We start from the raw sequence: 19,007 nt of genomic DNA on the forward strand, positions 1-19,007 counted from the left end.
ATATTGTATATGTTCGTTAAAATGCGAATTACGGAAATGGAACGGAAAAAGCAATATGAATGGAGTGAAATACCATGGCAGAAGTGGAGGATAAGCGCATCCGACGAACGAAAAAGCTGCTGCGGCAGGCACTGACGCGGCTGATGCAGCAGAAGGACTTCCAGAGCATCACCGTGACCGACGTAGTGCGCGAAGCGGATATCAACCGCGGCACATTTTATGCGCATTATCGGGACGTGTATGACCTGCGCGATAAGATCGAGACAGGGATGATCGAGGATTTCCGCGGGATGATCGCAGCCATCCGCCCGAGCGAGACGGTAACGCTCAAGCTGGTGCTCAGCCGTCTGATGGATTATCTGGAGGAGAATCGTGAGATCGTCACCGCACTCATCAAGGTCAATGCACCGGATGGTTTCGGCAAAAAGATGATCGGCGTTATCGAGGAATGCCGCATGGAGCTGCTGCCGTACCGCAGTGTCGAGGATGCGTATGCTGCACGCTTCCTTGCGACCGGCGTCATCGGCATGACCGAAAAGTGGATCACTGAGTCGCAGCCCATCCCGAAGACCGAGATGGTCTGCCTGATCACTAAGCTGCTGACACCGCTGACACCGCTGGTGCCACAGTCAGATGCAGCGCAGAACTGAGTAAATCAGTAGGAATTTAACGGCACGAAAGGGAGTACCCGCAGGCGGGTACTCCCTCAGTCTGTCGATAAAGTCAATCTATCGTTTTTACTTTTCGTGCGGCAGCACGCATAAAATAGAATTTGCACAGCAAATTCATAATTCCCGGGGGCGTGTACCTCGGGAATTATACAAGGGACGAAAAATTGTGCCCGCAGGGCGCGGCTTTTCGTCAAGATTCGATTGAAAGTGTGGTTTCAATCGAGAGGCTGCTCGAAAAACGGAGTTTTTCGACAGCCTCAGGGAGTACCCGCAGGCGGGTACTCCCTTTCACTGTATTATCGTTTACGCAGGACAAATTCAGCCAGCCGTTCGGTGGCATCCGGATGGGCGATCTCGCTCATGGTTCTCCGCACGGTCTCCAGCCGCACCGGATTGCAGAACAGCTCGTACACCGCCTCGTCGATCGGAAAGTGCTTGGTAATGAGCGCCGCCATGCCGTTGTTGACCAGAAAATCAACATTTCGCTCCTCGTGCCCCGGAATCGGATCGAACAGCAGCATCGGCAGGTTTTTCGCCAAAGCCTCGGACACGGTAAGACCGCCCGGCTTGGATACAATGCAGTCGGACGCGCTCATCATCACCTCTACGTTGTGTACAAAGCCGTAGGGATAGATCTTGCAGCTGCCCTGATAATGCGCGGCAAACTGCTCTACATGGTAGAGCATTTTTTTGTTGTTGCCGCATACCACAAGAAACTGGAACGGCGTACCGATCTGCGACAGGCTTTCGATGTTCTTCACATGGTCGGCGTGGCCCATGCTGCCGCCCATCAGCAGGATGGTTTTCCTATTCGGGTCAATACCGAGCTGTGCCGCCGCGTCCTCGCGGGACAGCTTTTCGTTGAATTTCGGGTGCACTGGAATGCCGAACGGCAGGATGCGGTCCTCCGGAATGCCGCGCTGCACACAGCGGTAGGTGAGCAGTTCACTCGCAGTGACGATGTACTGCACGCGCGGCACATCCTCCCAGTATGGGTGGAGCGTGTAGTCGGTAACAATGCCGATGGTCTCGATATCGGCGAGTTTTTTGCGTTTTTTCAGTTCATCGACCATCTGCGCCGCAAAAACGTGCGTACAGATGATAACATCGGGCACATGGTTCGCAATGACCTTGGCAAACTTGGACGCACCGAGTGCGTTGATGATATTGATAATGCTCGGCGCAGAGTTAAAATAGCTTGCGCCGTTGTTCTCGGCCAGTTGGTAGACCAGACGGTACAGCGTCTGCATGTGTTTGGAGGAGAACAGATAGCCCTTGTCGATGGTGGTTTTGATCAGGTTGCTGATATAGGCGTAAACATCCAGTGTGTGAACTTCCGCGCCCTTGGATTCCAGCATATCGCCGATGGCCTTTGCGGTGGCATGGTGGCCGAATCCGGCGGTGACGGATAAAATCAGTACTCTCATACAATGCCTCTCCTTATATTGCGGCGTTTGTGCTGACCGGACCGGACAGCACGCCTAAGGATATTTTATCGTAAACATGTGAAAAAATCAAACTACACTTTAGTTAAATGTATGCGGATAAGCGATATGCAGCGGTATTTCCGGTATCATATATTCCTTTTTTTCAGGTCCGGCAGGAGTTTTTCTCGGTTAGCTATTTTATTCCGGGCGATTTTGTACTATAATAAATCTGATAAACAAAAATACAGGAGGCTTAGGGAAATGGCTCTGTCTATTAAGCCCTACATTGAAAATAAGGAACGCATCCACCTGATCGGCATCGGCGGCGTATCCATGAATTCGCTTGGCGAGCTGCTGCTCAGCCGCGGTGTGCCGATTTCCGGCTCCGACCGTCTGCGTACGGATGTTACCGCACGGCTGGAGGCTCTGGGTGCAAAGATTACCTACGAGCACAAGCCGGAGAACGTCGAGGGTGCGTCGCTCATCGTGCGTACCGCTGCCGTGCATGATGACAATCCGGAGATCGTCCGCGCCCATGAGCTGGGCATTCCGGTCATGGAGCGTGCCGAGGCATGGGGACACCTCATGCGCGATTATGACAACGTGGTTTGTCTGGCAGGCACGCACGGCAAGACAACTTCCACCTCGATGATGACGCTCATGACCATGGAAGCGCAGATGGACCCGACCGTTATGGTCGGCAGCAACCTGCCTGCTATCGGCGGTACGCTCCGTATCGGCGGCAAGGGCTGTTTTGTGGCTGAAAGCTGCGAATACTGCAACTCGTTCCTGCGCTTTGCACCGACCGTTGCGGTTATCCTCAATGTAGAGGAGGATCATCTCGACTTCTTCAAGGATATCAACGATATCATCCACTCGTTCCACGAGTTTGCCGAGCTGACCCCGATGAACGGCCTTGTTGTCGTCAACGGCGATGACCCGCATGCAATGCGCAGTGTGGCAGGCATCAACCGCAAGGTTCGTACCTTCGGCACGAGCGCAACCTCGGACGTTTACCCGACCGACGTGCGCGATGAGAACGGCTACTACCGCTTTACCGTTATGGTAGAGGGGAAGAAGTACGCTAAGGTGGCGCTGTCCGTTCCGGGCCGCCATAACATGCTGAATGCACTGGCGTGCTGTGCCGCTGCCGAGTTCCTCGGTGTGCCGGGTGACGCTGCCGAGCGCGGTCTGAACAAGTTCACCGGTTCGTCCCGCCGTTTCCAGCTGGTCGGCAAAATGCCGAACGGCGCAACCGTCGTGGACGATTACGCACATCATCCGAGCGAGATGAAGGCCACGCTGAACACCGCAAAGGAAATGCACTTCGACCGTATCCTGTGCGCGTTCCAGCCGCACACATATACCCGCACTAAGGCGCTGTTCCACGAGTTCGTGGAGGCGCTCAGGATGTGCGATCAGGCGGTTCTTGCTCCGATCTATGCCGCCCGCGAGAAGAATACCATCGGCATTTATTCCTCGGATATCGCCAGGGAGGTGCCGGGCGCGGTATCGTTTGACAGCTTTGACGAGATTGCAGATTATCTCCGTAAGGAGGCAGGCCCGAATGATCTGGTGCTCACCATGGGCGCCGGCAATATCAATGAAGTCGGACCGATGCTGATCAAGAATAAGTAAAGAGATAACGAGAAAACCCGCTTTCGAGCGGGTTTTCTTTTGCCAAAATAGATACGGTGTGCCGAGTTGTACCCCAGGGTACCTTCTCTTGCCCTTCGGGCAATTCACCTTGCGCCCCTGCCGGGCAGGCAAGGCGCGTTCGCTTTGAAGCGAAAACCAATCAAATTTACAGAATGAAAAAATTTTTGAATCCTACTTGACAAAAACGCATAAATGGTTCATACTACAGATATAGAGAATTGTACAATTTGTATAATTCCGGTTGGTAAGGAGGGTGCGTTATGAATAACAACTTGATTATTACTATTGGTCGTGAATATGGTACCGGTGGTCGTGAGATCGGTCAGAAGCTGGCGCTCCGTCTGGGCGTTCCGTTCTATGACCGGGAACTTATTACCCGTGCGGCTAAAAAGACCGGATTTGACGAAAAACTGTTTGAGCAGCTCGACAAGCGTGCCACCAACAGCTTCCTGTACTCGCTGACGATGTTCGGTTCGGTTGGTCTGAACGGCATGAGCCTGACCGATCAGCTGTATCTGGCTCAGTCCAATATCATCCGCGAGATGGCAGAGGATTCCTCGTGTGTTATCGTTGGCCGCTGTGCAGACCATGTACTGCGTGACTTCCCGAATAAGTTCGATTTCTTCATCCATGGCTCGATTGAGGACCGTGTAAAGCGTGTTCAGACCTGCGGTGATTACGTCATCGAGGGCAAGACGCCCGAGGCTGCTCTCGAGAAGATGGATAAGCAGCGTTCTACCTATTACAATTACTATACCGGCAAGGTATGGGGCAAGTGCGACCATTACGACCTCTGCATTAACGCAGGCCGTCTGGGCGTTGAATATTCCACCGATATTATTCTGGAGTACATCAATCGCCTGAAGAAGTAACTGCTGTATAGGGAAAAGAGAAAAGAGAGAGTGCGGAAAGGTCGTCCCTTGCGGACGGCCTTTCGCATTTTTACAGATAAAAGGATAGGAGAAAAACGATGAAAATACGAAGAATTATTGCTGTATTCGCAGCGGTTTTTGTGCCGTTTCTGCTATTTCGTGTGGGATCGGGATTGACCGAGCAGCAGAATGTCACACTGCGCGATTATACGGTTTCCGAGGATGGGAAAACGCTGACACTCCATGCAGCTGTCTTTCCGCCGATTGAGGATATCCGGGATTATAAGGACGAGCCGAAGAACGGCGAACATTATCTCACGTTTTACAACACATTCGGCAGTGCAAACACGATGAGTGCGGGATACACCGTTGTCCTGCCGATTGAGGATACGGATAAGGCGGTTTATTTTAATGATGCCGACGGCTTCCAGCTGGTTCTGCAGAAGAATGCGCTGACCGGTGAGTGGGTACGACCGTAAATTTCCGCAGAACAGGGAACCAAACCGCCCCGATTTCGTCTAACCGAACAAAGGAGGAATCGCTATGAAAAAATTGCTTGCAGGGACACTCGCAGCGGCGTTTGCACTCGGATTGACCGCCTGCGGACAGCAGGAGGAGTGCAGTGCCAAACCCGTCATCTACCTCTACCCTGAGCAGGAAACGACAGTTTCCGTGTCGCTGGACTACGCGGGCACGCTCACCGCGACCTATCCGGACTACGAGAACGGCTGGCGCGTTACCGCCGAGCCGGACGGCACGCTGTACGATGAGAACGGAAACGAATACTCCTACCTGTTCTGGGAGGGCGAGAACAACACCGACTACGACTTCTCCACAGGCTTTTGCGTCGCCGGAGCGGACACGGCGGATTTTCTCCGCGAAAAACTGGCCGAGATCGGCTTGACACCGCGCGAGTACAACGAATTTATCGTGTACTGGCTGCCGAAAATGCAGGATAACCCGTACAATCTCATCTCGTTCCAGTCGGAACGCTACACCGACACCGCAAAGCTGGATATCGACCCGGAACCGGACAGTGTGCTCCGCGTATTCATGGCGTGGAAGCCGTTGAGCAAGCTGCAGACCATCGAGCCGCAGACGTTCACGCCGTTTGCGAGAGACGGCTTCACTGTCGTTGAATGGGGCGGCTGCGAGGTGAAGTAAGGAGGGAACGGCATGAAACGATTGTTTGCGGGAACGCTCACAGCCATGCTGGCACTGAGCTTGACTGCCTGCGGTCAACAGGAACAGGGCGATGCCAAACCCGTCATCTACCTCTATCCCGAGCAGGAAACGACGGTTTCCGTATCGCTGGATTATGCGGGCACGCTCACCGCGACGTATCCGGCGTATGAGGACGGCTGGACTGTCACCGCCGAGCCGGACGGCACGCTGTACGATGAGAACGGCGACGAATACTCCTACCTGTTCTGGGAGGGCGAGAACAACACCGACTACGACTTCTCCAAGGGCTTCTGCGTAGCAGGAGCGGACACAGCGGATTTCCTCCGCGAAAAACTGGCCGAGATCGGCTTGACACCGCGCGAGTACAACGAATTTATCGTGTACTGGATGCCGAAAATGCAGGAAAACCCGTACAATCTCATCTCGTTCCAGTCCGAGCGCTACACCGACACCGCAAAGCTGGATATCGACCCGGAACCGGACAGTGTGCTCCGCGTATTCATGGCGTGGAAGCCGTTGAGCAAGCTGCAGACCATCGAGCCGCAGACGTTCACGCCGTTCGCAAGAGACGGCTTCACCGTGGTAGAATGGGGCGGCTGCGAGGTGAAATAAGAAAAGAAAAACACCCGTCATTGACGGGTGTTTTTGCAGTTTACGAAACTCTGCTAGTGCGCATCGTGCCGCTGACCGGACGCCAGATCAGCAGAGACAGCGCATAGTCGATCATCGAATGAATGAACGAGCCGAGCAGCACCAGACCGAGCAGAATGCGAACGGTTTCCGCGCCGGACAGGCCCTGACCGAAGTAAACCGGTACGCAGACTAGGGTTTCCAGTGCCGCGTGGATGATGCTGAGTACCGCACCAAGACCAAACAGCTTTGCGTTGCGGTTTTCAACCTGCTGACGGAAGTCGATCAGCTCCGGGTGCTTCTGCAGATAGTATGCACCGAGCGCAACCCAGACAACGTGGGTCAGCGCACGCAGGACGACCGGCATGGTGAAGCCGCCGACCAGAAAGCCAAGCGTCGTGCCGACTGAAACGGCCACGCCAACAGCCGGAGAAATGAACATCGCCAGAAAAATAGCAACGTGGCTTGCCAGCGTGAAGCTCATCGGGTCAAGTCGAATCTTTACAGGAGAAAAAATCGGGATGATGATGCCGATCGCACACAGTACGCCGGCCAGCGCCAAATGATACAAACTTTTACTCTTAACCATGGGAACAGGTCCTTTCCAATATTTGAGTTGTGAACAGATAGAAGTATACAACATAAAACAACACCTGTCAAGACAGCTTGTTCACAAAAAGTTTGGTTGCCTGTAAAAACAGGTTGTGCTATAGTAAGGGCAGACAAGCAGTAAGGTCAGAAAGGAAGACAGGCATGATCTCGATCGACCGATTTGAAGAAATATTATCCGATCTCGCGGAGGAGATTCCGCAGTCGTTTTACGAGGAACTGAACGGTGGTATCGTCGTGGAACCCGGCTATCTTCTGCACCCGGAGGACCGCAACGGCACCCTGTATGTGATGGGGCAGTACCGCATTGATCCGGCGATGGGCAAATATATTGTAATGTACTACGGCTCGTTCAAGCGGGCGTACCGCCATATGGATGAGGATGAGCTGACCGAAGAAATGCGAAAAGTCCTGCGGCATGAATTCCGCCACCACGTTGAAGGACGAGCCGGTGTGCATGATCTGGAGGTCTGGGACGCGGAGCAGATCGCCATGTATAAGGAACAGCAGGCAGATAACGAGTAAAAGAAAACCACCCGAACGAAATTTATCGTTCGGGTGGTTGAGGCTGTCGCGAAACTACAGTTTCGCCGACAAGCAGGAACGGACCGTAGGCCGTTCCAAAGTCGTACGAAAGTTCCTTCCGATGGTCGAAACTTTTTTCCTCCAGAAGTGTAAAAAGCCAGATACATGCTCCGGCTTTTTACGAATTTGCACAGCAAATTCTATTTCATGCGCGCTGCCGTGCGGCAGCGTCAGCATCGCGAAAACGGACTTTATTGATAGACTGAACCACCCGAACGAAATCTGTCGTTCGGGTGGTTTTTAGTTATCCTCGAGAAGCAGAAAGCCTTTGTCCTTGAGTCCCTGAATTACGCGTTCGAGCGTTTTCTCATCCGTGGCGCGGATGGTGTGCAGGTGGATGCCGCCGGTCAGGTTGGACAGCGGCCGGGAGCCGGACTGCTGAATCTTCTCGTTAAACGCGTCGGCGTCATACCGCGAGAAAATGTGCAGCGGTGCACAGATTTGGCCGTATACAGCGTGCTCGACCGTCACATCAATCACGGCTCCGCCGAGATCGACGACCGTGTACAACTCCTCAAGCATGCGGCTGTTGTCGTGGTGGCTGACAATGTGCCGCTCCGCACAGGTCGGCGCCGAGGTGTTCTCCAGAATATATCCGCGCGGCGTAGCGAGCACGGCCAATCCGCCTGCACGCAGCAGCGCAACATCGCCTACAATAATCTGGCGGCTGACACCGCATTGCGCGGCCAGCGCGGTCGCCGATAACGGCCCGTTCGCCTGTGCAAGCAGGTGGGTGATTTTAGTGCGTCGTTCCGCAGCGTTCATGGTTAGTCACTCCTTACATCCTTATATGATAGCAAAAGTTGACGGAGTATGCAAGTGTCAAGATGGGAGAGATTATGCAAGGCAAGAGTCAGGAGTGAGGAGATAGGAGTTTTGTAATGATTGGGCGTTGCGTGGGCGGCCATTGGCCGCCCCTACGGTTAGGCAATGCGCAGATGATTGACAAACGGTGCGCCGAGGTCGCACCCCAGGGCACCTTCTCTTGCCCTTCGGGCAATTCACCTTGCCGCACCCTACGGTAAAATTGGTTAATAATTGTAATTCGTAGGTGCCGTCTGCAGTCCCTACAGACGAACGAGTTGTGCGGTGCGGGTATCCCACAGAGGACCTTCTCTTGACCTTCGGGCAATTCACCCTGTGTCGCGCCTGCGGAGAGTAGCCGATATGTGTAGCAGTAAGGTATCTGTGAACTGCGAATATTTTACGAAACAAACGCAAGAGTAACCCGACTGCCGTTCCCCTTTTCGAAGCGGTCGCCGGTCTCTGGTATGCGCCAGACTAACAAACAAAAGGAAACTGGAGTCCCAAGAGGATAGAAACCTTGGTGTCTATCCTTTTGGAACCCCAGCTAAGGGTTAGCACCTATTCCTAATTCGTTAGGCAAACAGCGCAAATAAAAATTATCTGCGCTGCACAATCTCATGCGGTCTCCCGCCCTCATACAGCTGCTGCCGAATCGCGGCAAACATCCGCTCTGCCATATCCAGATACCGGCGGACCTCCAACTCATCAATCTCAAACGGCAGGTCGGTTGGATACCGCGTCTCAATATATAAATCATTGAGCGCCGCGCTCTCGTCCAGATATTCGGAGAACGCCTTCGAGTCCAGCTGGATCGCCTGACGGCACAGGTACGTCAGGTTGTGTCCGTCAAAATGCCGTCCGGTGCGGAACAGCAGATAGCCTTTCAGCGCCTTTTCAATCGCCTGCTGGCAGTGGAACGCGATGTTGTAATGATCGCCGCCGTAGGTCAGCAGCAGACGTGCGGCCTGCAGGTCGCACAGCGCCTTGTCCAGCCATTTGTAGTAAAAACAGCTGTCGGATGCACCTTTACGCCGTCTGGTCATAAATCACCTTGCCTTTCCGGGCGATCCATGCGGCATACGAGGTACTGTCCGTGCAAAGCTCCGCCCATTCCTCGGTGGTGTAAACGCTCAGACTGACGGGTACGGAAACCGTGATCGCCAGGTGCAGGTGTGTGCGCAATGTGCGGCAGTTGGCGCTCTCCGGCACGATAACGCAAAGGCTGAACGCCTTGAGCTTGTCGGTTGCCATCGTACGCTTTTCCGCATACAGGATGATTTTGACCGGCTGGCACGCGCCCAAAATGTCGCATACAGCCTGCTCGATCGCTTGCGTCATACCAATCCCTCCTTCGGGTCGGGCAGCGGCGAAAGCGTGGCAAGCGCCTCGAAGCGGGTTTTGCCATCGGCTTCACCGCGAATGTAACGTGCGCTGCCCGCCGTGCCGGTCAGCAGCGAAAGCGATTCGCCGCAGGCGGTTTCGGCGGTGTAGTTGACCTGCAGTTCGGAGACAAACCCCGGCTGCCTGTGCAGATCGAGCGCATCCGAGATCAGCTCGACCGCACGCACGTTGTTGACATGATTGTTGACATCCAGATCCGAATAACGGACCTCGTGAACATGATGCAGGCGCACATTGTCGCACGACAGCTTGGGCAGCGGCGCAAACAGCTCTCCGCGGGAGGTGTGCAGATACTGCTCGGCTTCGGGAAATGCGCTCGGACGCACAATGCGGTGAGTCTCCGGGTCGAGCGTTACCCACATGGACTGTGCGTCGCCGACCGGCTTGTTATCCACAAAGAACGAGAAACTGCGGTACCAGCTTGCACCCTTGATGCCCGGACACCACGTTTCGCACCGCAGCCGCTCATACGGCAGCAGCGGACGCGTCAGCCGCGCTTTCATGCGCGAGAGCACCCACACGATCCGCAGATCGAGCGGACCGATGTGCAGCGCTTCTGCGTGGACGGTCGCCGCGTCCTGCATGATATTCCACAGGAAGGACGGCCTGGCAATGCTGCGGTTGTCAATGTGGCTGTAATTCACCTCATATTCACGGGTGAGTAGATCGACCATGGGAATGCACCTCCGAAAAAATGTGCGGTTAGCGGAACAGGGAAACGATAAAGCGGGAAAGCATATCCAGCAGGGTAGCCTGCTGCTGTGCTTCCTCCTGGGTGATGGTGCCGGAATTGTCGGCATCCGGCTTGGTGACCGGCTTATCCTCCGCGTAGTGCGCGGTCAGGAAGGCCGGACAGCCGTCGATGGACTCAAGGGAGGCATAGCTGAAAAATACCTCGCCCTGAATATCTATGCTGTCATCGAGCAGAGTAAGCTGACGCTCGATTTCATCCGTGCCGTACCAGGTATCACCGGGCTGCGCTTCCGCCGAGCGGTATGCGCCGATGCCGATGTACAGCGCCACATCGCTGGTGGAAACCGCCTTCTGCCACCACTTGACGAGCGTCTGGAAGTCAGCAGGCTCAAAGCCGATCGACCAGTACAGCTGCGGACAGATATAGTCTACTGTGCCGGCGTTGATCCACTGCAGGGAATCGCAGTACAGCTCGCTGTATGAGGACTGCCCCTGCGTGTTGCTGCCCTTGGAGTTTGCGCTCTTGTTTTCCCAGATACCGGCGGGACTGACACCGAACGAGAGGTTCTTATCCAGCGTATGCAGTGTCTCATCCAGAGCAGCGATGAGTGTGTTGACGTTGTCGCGTCTCCAGTCGCCGATCTTGCTGAAATCCTGACCGTAGCGCTCATAAGTCGCCTCATCGGCAAAATCCGTACCCGGATAGAAATAATCATCCAGATGAATGCCGTCCACATCGTAATTCTTGACGATCTCAGCCGCACCGTCTACGACAAGCTGCTGCACCGCCGGAATACCGGGATCGAAGTAGTAGTTGTCGTTGTATTTGACAACCCACTCCGGATGCTGCTTGGCCGGACTGGAATCCGGGATTGCATTCCATTCGTCCTCGCCGTCAATCGTAATGCGGTACGGATTGATCCATGCGTGCAGCTGCAGACCGCGCTCATGCGCTGCGGTTACCCAGTAGCCGAGGGCGTCAAAGCTGCCGTCCGGCGCCTGACCGGCCGTGCCGCTGACATAGCGGCTCCACGGAAACAGCTCGGACGGATACAGCGCATCGGCGGAAGGCCGAACCTGAAGGAATACCGTGTTCAGGCCCATTGCGGCAATATTGTCCAGCTCGGTATCGGCCTCGGCCTTGAGCTGGTCGGCGGTCATGCCCTGCTCGGAGGGAAAATCAATATTATGTACGGACGCGACCCAGACACCGCGCATATTGTCCTTTGCGGGCTGAGCGGCGTAAGCGCCCGGTACCATCAGCATGGTCAGCACCAGCACGATGGATAGAATGCGTTTTTTCAGCATGAAGAAGCTCCTTTTATCCGGAAGCTGCTTTCATAACCATTGCATACCCTGCTTGTGAAAGCAACTTCGCCAATTTGTTACCCTATATTATACCACAACCGATCGGGAAATTTAAGTACATAATGTGAATTCTGGCAGACAGGTGCGTTGACAGAAAAGGTTTTTCATTGTATGCTGAAATACAGACAGGGCAATACCGCCGCAGCTTTAATTGTACGGTGTTGCCATAGAGTGAGAAGGAGAGCAAATCCATGCAGAAAAAGGTTTTAGCGCTGCACGATCTGTCGGGTTTCGGACGTTCGTCGCTTGTGCCGATCATTGCAGCGATTTCGGCGGCAGGACACCAGTGCGTGCCGCTGCCGACCGCATATTTTTCCACGCACATGGCCATTCCCGGCTGGGAAACAGTCGATCTGACCGGCGTTATGCCGCGTGTTATCGACCAGTACGACCGGTTAGGGTTACGGTTTGAGTCGGTGTACGCGGGCTTTCTCGGCTCGGCAGATCAGATCGACTGCGTGCGGGATGCCGTACTGCGGCTGAAATCCGAAAACGGCACGGCGTTCATCGACCCGGTGATGGGCGACAACGGTGAGGTCTACGCCACCTATACACCCGAAATGTGCACGCGTATGCGCGAGTTGTGCGAAATTGCGGATATCATCACGCCGAATACGACCGAAGCGGCTATCCTGCTCGACCGCGACCCGGCCTCCGCACCGCAGAACGAAACGGAAGCGCAGGAGTGGCTGCATGCACTTCACAGCCGCTACGGCGCACAGGTTGTGCTGACCGGTCTGGATTACGAGCCTGGGAAGGTCGGCTCCGGCTGTCTGTCTGCGGATGGCGGCACCATCAGTCTGCACGAGAGGATCGCGCAGTATTACCCCGGCACCGGAGACCTGTTTGCGGCGGTCGTGCTCGGCGCACTGCTGAACGGCAGGGCGCTTGCAGATGCCTGTGCGCTCGCCGGCGAGTTCGTCAAGGACTGCATCGCCTACACCGCCGCGCAGCATACCGACCCTATGCATGGCGTGCAATTTGAGAAGCTGCTGCCGCGCCTTTTTTCTTGCCACGAGAACCGAACTGAGGTATAATATAGATAGATTCTCAGATATTCCCCGATAGGGGTGTGCTGTAAGAAAGGTGGTTTTTGTATGAAGCAGTCGATCCGCATCACCTCCCGTGTGAACAAGCGACTTTACGCGGACGCGATACCGGGGCATTTTGCCACGAATCATTCGCACATCAACTACTATATTGATATGTCCGAGATCAAGCACAGCATGGCAATGTCCAGAGAAGCCGCGCGCAGCATTGCATACCAGTTATCGTCCACCAGCATTGATACACTGCTGTGCATGGAAGGCACGGAGTACATCGGCGCGTATCTCGCCGGTGAGCTGTCGAGCGTGGGCATGGGCAATGTCAACAGCGGCAAGGATATTTATCTTGTCGAGCCGGACAGCAACGTCAACGGTCAGTTTGTGTTCTCGGATAACCTGCGCCATATGATCGAGCACCGTAATGTGCTTGTGCTGGTCAATTCCGCATCCACCGGTCAGACCTTCTCGCAGGCGAAGGAGTGCGTTGAGTATTACGGCGGCCGCGTTTCCGGCTTTGCGGCGTTGTTCTCCAATATCAGCGAGCTGAGCGGAAAAAAGGTTGTCAGCCTGTTCTCCGGCGCGGATTTCCCGCATTACCAGAACTTTGTGCGCGGCAAAGCCTGCCCGGACTGTGCCGCAGGCACTCCACTGGATGCAATCGTCACCCCGAGAGGGTACAATAAGCTGTAACAGGCAAGAGGAAAGCGCGTGCTTTCCTCTTTTTTATGCGTATAGAATGGAAAATTGAAAATTGAGAATGGAAAATGAACGCAAGGAGAGAATGAATGTAAATAATTAGCACAAATTATATCGTAGGGGAGACAGGTGGTCTTCTACGCCACTACGGTTAAGCAAGCTGCAGATGGTTAACAAACGGTGCGCCAAGGTCGTACCCCAGGGCACCTTCTCTCGCCCTTCGGGCAATTCACCTTGTGTCGCGCTTGCAGAGATGAAATGGTATGTGTAGCAGTATGGAATCTGACACTGCGAATAGGTAGAGAAATGGGCGCACTCTGTGCGCCCCTACGGAAGAAAAAATCCTCTGCCGTTCCCCATTTTCGAAGCGGTCGCCGGTCTCTGGTCTGCGCCAGACTATCTTAGAAAAGGGGTGATTCACAAGAGGGTGGAAACCTTGGTGTCTACCCTCTTGTGCCCCTGCCGGGCAGGCAAGATTTCGTTCGCTTCGCAAGCGCTCAACCACCGTCTGGCAGAGACTAACAAACAATACTGATAACCGGAACTTTGAAAAAGTAAAAGAGGAAGGCAAAACCTTCCTCTTTCGTTTATTTTTTCAGAAATTCCGGCAGACGGCGGCGTGCCTCCAGACGATAAATCCGGTAGCCCTCCGCGGAGAACTTCTCCTCATACTCGGTCATGACATTGCCCTCAAAGTCCGAGTTATGCAGATCGAGCGAGATATTCTGAATCAGCCAGCCAAACTGGCAGATCTCCTGCAGACTCCACTCGAAAAAGCGCTGATTATCCGTCTTGAAGCACAGATCACCCTGCTGACGCAGGATTTCATCATATACTTCCAGATATGCACGCCACGTCAGGCGGCGCTTGCGCTGACGATTAGGTGGCCACGGATCGGAAAAATTCAGGTAAATGCGGTCTACCTCACCGGGCGCGAACACCTCGCGCAGCTCAGCTGCGTCAAAGGATACAAACCGCAGATTGGGCAGCGGCTGCTGCTGGCAGCGCTCGGCTGCCATGATGAGCGCACCTTCCTCGCGCTCGACCGCGATAAAATTCACATCCGGGTGCTGCTCGGCCATGCCGATGGCAAAACGGCCCTTGCCGCAGCCGATCTCCAGATGGATCGGATTGTCGTTGCCGAACAGGGCGCGCCACTTGCCGCGTTTTTCCTTCGGCTCAAACGCCATAACGTCCGCGCAGGCGGCAAATCGAACGTCCAAGTTTTTCTTTTTGCGCATTCTCATGCGTGATAAACCCCTTACATCAGTGTTATAGTACGGAAAACTGTCCTCAAACGGGACGAAAAAAGAGTAAGCTGCCGCAGAATACTCCGGGCTGCGGCACATCTTCTGCAATAATAGACATAATATTATACCACAGAGATATAGTGTGACACAACTGTTATCTCAGCTAAATTTACAGAAAGACCACAACTTTCACAAAAAATATGCAAATTTGCAGATAGTTCTTGGTTAAATGCTACATCTGTGCTATAATAACAACAGATCCACTGACAGAGGGAGAGAAGGATATGTTTAAGCGTTCCAGCGGCGTGCTTGCGCACGTCACTTCACTGCCTTCGCCGCACGGCGTGGGCACCATGGGCAAGACCGCCCGTGATTTTGTAGATTTTCTGGCAGCGGCGCATCAAACCTACTGGCAGGTGCTTCCGCTCGGCCATACCGGCTTCGGCGATTCGCCGTACCAGTGCTTTTCGGCAGCGGCAGGCAATCCGTATCTGATCGACATGGATCTGCTCGTTGAGGACGGTCTGCTCACCGCGGATGAGGTTCGTCAGGGCGACTTCAACGCTTCGGCGGATACCGCGGATTTCGAGCAGCTGGCCGATACCCGCTGGCCGCTGTTCCGCAAGGCATACAGCCGCGTGACACCGGAAATGCGTGAGAAAATTGCCGTCTTCACTGAGAAGAACAGTGAATGGCTGCCGGATTACGCGCTGTTTATGGCACTCAAGGAGGAGAAATACCATCACATGCCGGTCTACATGTGGCCGGACAAGGATGTGCGCGACCGCAAGCCTGCAGCACTCGAAAAAGTGACCGCAGAGCTGCGTGACGAGGTGGATTTCCGGATTTTTCTGCAGTATATCTTCTTCAAGCAGTGGACGGCACTGCGCGAGTATGCCAACGAAAAGGGCATTCAGATCATTGGTGACATCCCGATTTACGTTTCCGCCGACTCGTCCGATGTATGGACGCACCCCAAGCTGTTCAAGCTAAAGCCTGACCGCAGCCCCAAGCTGGTAGCAGGCGTACCGCCCGATTACTATTCTGCAACCGGTCAGCTGTGGGGCAACCCCGTGTACAACTGGGCAGCGCACAAGGCGGAAAACTACGCGTGGTGGATCTGGCGCATGAAGAGCAACATGGCGCTGTTCGACGTGGTACGTCTCGACCATTTTCGCGGTTTTGCCGCTTACTGGGAGGTCGGCGCGGACGAGGAGACCGCCATCAACGGAAAGTGGCGCAAGGGTCCGGGCATGGAACTGTTTAACGCCATCGAGAAGGCACTCGGTCCGGTGCCGCTCATCGCGGAGGATCTCGGCGTGCAGACCGATGAGGTCAAGAAGCTGCTCGCGGAAAGCGGTTTCCCGGGCATGCGCGTGCTGATTTTCGGCTTTACGCCGGATTACGACAACGAGCATCTGCCGCACAACTATAAGCCGAACAGCATCGTCTACACCTCGACCCATGACTCGCAGACCGTGTGCGAGCAGATCATGGACATCTGCTCCGAGCCGGAAAAGCAGTTTGCATACCGGTATCTGCGTACCTCGCACGCCGAGGCCATGGGCTGGAGTGCCATCAAGTGCGTATGGGCGTCCTCGGCGGACATCGCTATGACGACCCTGCAGGATCTGCTCTCGCTCGGTGCGGATTCCCGCATGAATACGCCTGCCACTATCGGCGGCAAGAACTGGCGCTGGCGCGTGCGCGCGGAAGCGCTCAACCCAACGGTTTCGTCCATGCTCGGTGAAATTACCAAGACGTATATGCGCGGGTAAGAAAATGTGCTATAATGATACCGCATCACGGGATTCTGTGGTGCGGTATTCTATTTTCACGGACAAGAAAAGGACGAATATGTATGAAAATGACAACTGCCATTTTTGATTTAGACGGTACGCTGCTCAACACGCTCGGTGATCTGCGCGACAGCGTGACCTATGCCGTCGAGAAGCATGGCTTTCCGCCGGTGAGCATGGAGCAGACGCGCATCCGCATCGGCAACGGCGTACGCAAGCTGGTCGAGCGCAGCATTCCCGAGGAGAGCCGCACGGACGAGATGATCGACACCTGTCTGGCGGATTTCCGCGCATTCTACGGCGAGCACATGATGAACCGCACGCATCCGTATGAGGGCATTGTTTCGGTGCTCGAAACGCTCAAGGAGAACGGCGTGACGGTCGGTGTGCTGTCGAACAAGTACGATTCCGCTGCGAAAGCGCTGATTGAGCACTATTTCGGTGATTTAGTCAGCATTACCTATGGCGAACGCCCGAATATCCCGCGCAAGCCGGATCCGACGAGCGTGCTGCAGCTGCTGGACGAGCTGGGCGGCGATAAGGAAACGACCCTCTACATCGGCGACAGCGCGACCGATATGCAGACCGCAGTAAACGCAGGACTGACCGCCATCGGTGTTGCCTGGGGATTTCGCTCGGCGGAGGAGCTGCGTGCATCCGGTGCGGACGCGCTTGCGTATGAGCCGAGCGATCTGCTGCCGCTGTTCGCGTACGGCGTGCCCGATGTGAGCAAGGCGGAGAAGGCTCTGACCGGCTACGGCTTCGGTTTCCACTATTTTGCAACAAAAGACGAGGCGGTTTCCTACCTGAGAGACACCTGTGCAGGCAAATCTGTGTCGATGGGCGGCTCAATGACGATGAAGCAGCTTGGTTTCCCGGAGAACTTTGCGAACAGCACGGATGCGCACTGGCATTGGATCGACAAGGGCGTGTACTGCCAGACGCCGGACGTTTACCTGTCTTCGGCGAACGGACTGAGCGAGACCGGCGAGATCGTCAACATCGACGGCAAGTGCAACCGCGTGGCGGCCACGCTGTTCGGACCGAAGCGCTGCATTTTCGTGTGCGGCGTGAACAAGCTGCGTCCCGACCTGCAGAGCGCCATCGAGCGGGCAAGAAATATTGCCGCTCCGCTCAATGCCAAGCGGCTGAATAAAAAAACGCCTTGTGCAGTGGACGGCAGGTGTCACAACTGTAAAAGTTCGGAGCGTATCTGCCGCGCCATGGTCATTCATATGGGCGTGCCGAGCGGATTTGAAAGCTGTGAGGTCGTGCTCATCGGCGAAAAACTGGGATATTAACAAAAACCCGTGTATTTCACAAGAAATACACGGGTTTTTGTTAAATGAGCGCCTCGAACACCCATACCATCAGCGGCATGGTGAGAATGGAAAACAGCGTTGTAAGCACATACAGTGCGCTGGAATACTCAGCATCGCGGTCGTAAAGCTGCGCCATCGAAGTAACCGTAGCGCATGCAGGCGTGATGCACGCGAGATACACGGTCAGCAGAATGCTGTGTCCATCCGGAATCCAGCTTGCCGCACCGATGACGCGAAGCAGCAGTACTGTGATAATCGGGCAGATAATCAGCCGCAGCAGCACAGGAACATAATGCCGACGGCGCATAAACAGCTGGCGGAGCGGCGTGTCCGCAATGACGATGCCGGCCAGCAGCATGCCGATCGGGCCGACCATCGCGCCAAGCTGAGAGAACAAATCGTTCACCAGACCGGGCAGCGGCAGCCGCAGGATGAACAGTGCACCGCCGATCAAAATGGCGATGATATTGACATTACCGATGATCTTTTTCCACGCAAAGCCGCGCGTACCGCAGAGCAGACTGCGGCAGTGTGTCCACAGGAGAACCTGCTGCACCACGAGGAACGCGCAGGAATAGATCACATAATCCGCGCCAAGCAGTGCCCGCACCAGCGGAATGACCAGAATGCCCGCATTTGTGTAGATGATGCAGGTGCGCTCAATCACATCCAGCCGCAGCGGACGGCGCAGCAGCCGCGCCAGCAGAAGAAGCAGCGCGTGCAGCGCAATCGCCAGCGCAAAGGCGTACAGCAATCCGGTAACAACGGCAGGAGAGTAATCCACCTGAAAGGCGTTGATGATGACACACGGCATGACCGCATATACCATCACGACCGACAGCACGCGGCTGTCCGCACTTTGGAGCAGCCGGGCCTTGACGAGCACGCAGCCGATCAGAAGAATGAGAAACAGCTCGGCAATCTGCTGCGCTAAAATAAGACTGATTTGCATAATATCACTTTCACAGCAAAAAGAAGAGGGAAAAG

At 54.9% G+C, this 19,007-nt stretch carries 20 protein-coding genes; 11 read left to right on the forward strand and 9 right to left on the reverse strand.

The window, feature by feature from the left end; genetic code table 11:
* Window positions 1–74 precede the first annotated feature (74 nt).
* Window positions 75–650, forward strand: a complete 576-nt coding sequence (locus DW724_RS09240; RefSeq protein WP_118284996.1) for a TetR/AcrR family transcriptional regulator — start codon at window positions 75–77, stop codon at window positions 648–650.
* A 317-nt stretch (window positions 651–967) separates the two neighbouring features.
* On the opposite strand, the gene DW724_RS09245 is transcribed toward DW724_RS09240, so the two are convergent.
* A complete protein-coding gene (locus DW724_RS09245) occupies window positions 968–2,098 on the reverse strand; it encodes an MGDG synthase family glycosyltransferase (RefSeq protein WP_118761264.1) in 1,131 nt (376 codons plus the stop codon).
* Window positions 2,099–2,359: 261 nt separating this feature from the next.
* On the opposite strand from DW724_RS09245, the gene murC reads away from it, so the two are divergent.
* From murC to DW724_RS09270, 5 genes are all read left to right on the forward strand, one after another.
* Entirely contained in the window at window positions 2,360–3,736 is a 1,377-nt protein-coding gene (gene murC / locus DW724_RS09250; protein WP_118761265.1) for a UDP-N-acetylmuramate--L-alanine ligase, read from the forward strand.
* 281 nt (window positions 3,737–4,017) lie between these two features.
* Window positions 4,018–4,629, forward strand: a complete 612-nt coding sequence (locus DW724_RS09255) for a cytidylate kinase-like family protein (protein WP_110436100.1) — start codon at window positions 4,018–4,020, stop codon at window positions 4,627–4,629.
* A 98-nt stretch (window positions 4,630–4,727) separates the two neighbouring features.
* Window positions 4,728–5,108, forward strand: coding sequence for a hypothetical protein (locus DW724_RS09260; RefSeq protein WP_118761266.1), 381 nt, complete (start codon window positions 4,728–4,730; stop codon window positions 5,106–5,108).
* Window positions 5,109–5,172: 64 nt separating this feature from the next.
* The gene (locus DW724_RS16020; RefSeq protein WP_243105721.1) at window positions 5,173–5,793 is read left to right on the forward strand and encodes a hypothetical protein; all 621 of its coding nucleotides are present in this window, start codon (window positions 5,173–5,175) and stop codon (window positions 5,791–5,793) included.
* Window positions 5,794–5,805: 12 nt separating this feature from the next.
* Window positions 5,806–6,426 carry an LptM family lipoprotein gene (locus DW724_RS09270; RefSeq protein ID WP_202183523.1) on the forward strand — a complete coding sequence of 207 codons (621 nt, stop codon included), beginning with the start codon at window positions 5,806–5,808 and terminating at the stop codon, window positions 6,424–6,426.
* A gap of 40 nt (window positions 6,427–6,466) precedes the next feature.
* On the opposite strand, the gene DW724_RS09275 is transcribed toward DW724_RS09270, so the two are convergent.
* The gene (locus DW724_RS09275) at window positions 6,467–7,033 is read right to left on the reverse strand and encodes a hypothetical protein (protein ID WP_117489964.1); all 567 of its coding nucleotides are present in this window, start codon (window positions 7,031–7,033) and stop codon (window positions 6,467–6,469) included.
* 164 nt (window positions 7,034–7,197) lie between these two features.
* Here DW724_RS09275 and DW724_RS09280 point away from each other — a divergent pair, with 164 nt between their 5' ends.
* Complete coding sequence (locus DW724_RS09280) at window positions 7,198–7,578, forward strand: metallopeptidase family protein (RefSeq protein ID WP_118761267.1); 381 nt, start codon at window positions 7,198–7,200, stop codon at window positions 7,576–7,578.
* A gap of 300 nt (window positions 7,579–7,878) precedes the next feature.
* Here DW724_RS09280 and DW724_RS09285 read toward each other — a convergent pair whose 3' ends face one another.
* From DW724_RS09285 to DW724_RS09305, 5 genes are all read right to left on the reverse strand, one after another.
* Window positions 7,879–8,403 carry a transcription repressor NadR gene (locus DW724_RS09285; protein WP_118360670.1) on the reverse strand — a complete coding sequence of 175 codons (525 nt, stop codon included), beginning with the start codon at window positions 8,401–8,403 and terminating at the stop codon, window positions 7,879–7,881.
* A 638-nt stretch (window positions 8,404–9,041) separates the two neighbouring features.
* On the reverse strand, window positions 9,042–9,488 hold the full coding sequence (locus tag DW724_RS09290; protein WP_117489955.1) for a HEPN domain-containing protein: 447 nt from the start codon (window positions 9,486–9,488) through the stop codon (window positions 9,042–9,044).
* Entirely contained in the window at window positions 9,472–9,783 is a 312-nt protein-coding gene (locus DW724_RS09295; RefSeq protein ID WP_110436107.1) for a hypothetical protein, read from the reverse strand. The genes DW724_RS09290 and DW724_RS09295 overlap by 17 nt, the downstream gene beginning before the upstream one ends.
* A complete protein-coding gene (locus DW724_RS09300; RefSeq protein WP_158580253.1) occupies window positions 9,780–10,520 on the reverse strand; it encodes an acyl-[acyl-carrier-protein] thioesterase in 741 nt (246 codons plus the stop codon). Before DW724_RS09300 ends, DW724_RS09295 begins: the two co-directional genes overlap by 4 nt.
* Before the next feature lie 28 nt (window positions 10,521–10,548).
* The gene (locus tag DW724_RS09305) at window positions 10,549–11,847 is read right to left on the reverse strand and encodes a glycoside hydrolase family 10 protein (protein WP_118761269.1); all 1,299 of its coding nucleotides are present in this window, start codon (window positions 11,845–11,847) and stop codon (window positions 10,549–10,551) included.
* 251 nt (window positions 11,848–12,098) lie between these two features.
* Between DW724_RS09305 and DW724_RS09310 the strand changes: the two genes are divergently transcribed.
* Window positions 12,099–12,944 (forward strand): PfkB family carbohydrate kinase, encoded by an 846-nt coding sequence (locus tag DW724_RS09310; protein ID WP_118761270.1) that lies wholly within the window; start codon window positions 12,099–12,101, stop codon window positions 12,942–12,944.
* A 60-nt stretch (window positions 12,945–13,004) separates the two neighbouring features.
* On the forward strand, window positions 13,005–13,643 hold the full coding sequence (locus DW724_RS09315) for a phosphoribosyltransferase (protein WP_118360675.1): 639 nt from the start codon (window positions 13,005–13,007) through the stop codon (window positions 13,641–13,643).
* 593 nt (window positions 13,644–14,236) lie between these two features.
* Here the strand turns inward: DW724_RS09315 and trmB are convergent.
* Entirely contained in the window at window positions 14,237–14,896 is a 660-nt protein-coding gene (gene trmB / locus DW724_RS09320; protein WP_110436112.1) for a tRNA (guanosine(46)-N7)-methyltransferase TrmB, read from the reverse strand.
* A gap of 287 nt (window positions 14,897–15,183) precedes the next feature.
* On the opposite strand from trmB, the gene malQ reads away from it, so the two are divergent.
* Window positions 15,184–16,677, forward strand: a complete 1,494-nt coding sequence (gene malQ, locus DW724_RS09325; protein ID WP_118761271.1) for a 4-alpha-glucanotransferase — start codon at window positions 15,184–15,186, stop codon at window positions 16,675–16,677.
* An 83-nt stretch (window positions 16,678–16,760) separates the two neighbouring features.
* Entirely contained in the window at window positions 16,761–17,999 is a 1,239-nt protein-coding gene (locus DW724_RS16025; protein ID WP_243105722.1) for an HAD-IA family hydrolase, read from the forward strand.
* A 40-nt stretch (window positions 18,000–18,039) separates the two neighbouring features.
* Here the strand turns inward: DW724_RS16025 and DW724_RS09335 are convergent, their stop codons facing one another.
* The gene (locus DW724_RS09335) at window positions 18,040–18,972 is read right to left on the reverse strand and encodes an AEC family transporter (protein WP_118761273.1); all 933 of its coding nucleotides are present in this window, start codon (window positions 18,970–18,972) and stop codon (window positions 18,040–18,042) included.
* Window positions 18,973–19,007 lie beyond the last annotated feature (35 nt).

The organism is Butyricicoccus sp. AM27-36 (genome assembly GCF_003480945.1).
GTDB lineage: Bacteria > Bacillota > Clostridia > Oscillospirales > Butyricicoccaceae > Agathobaculum > Agathobaculum butyriciproducens.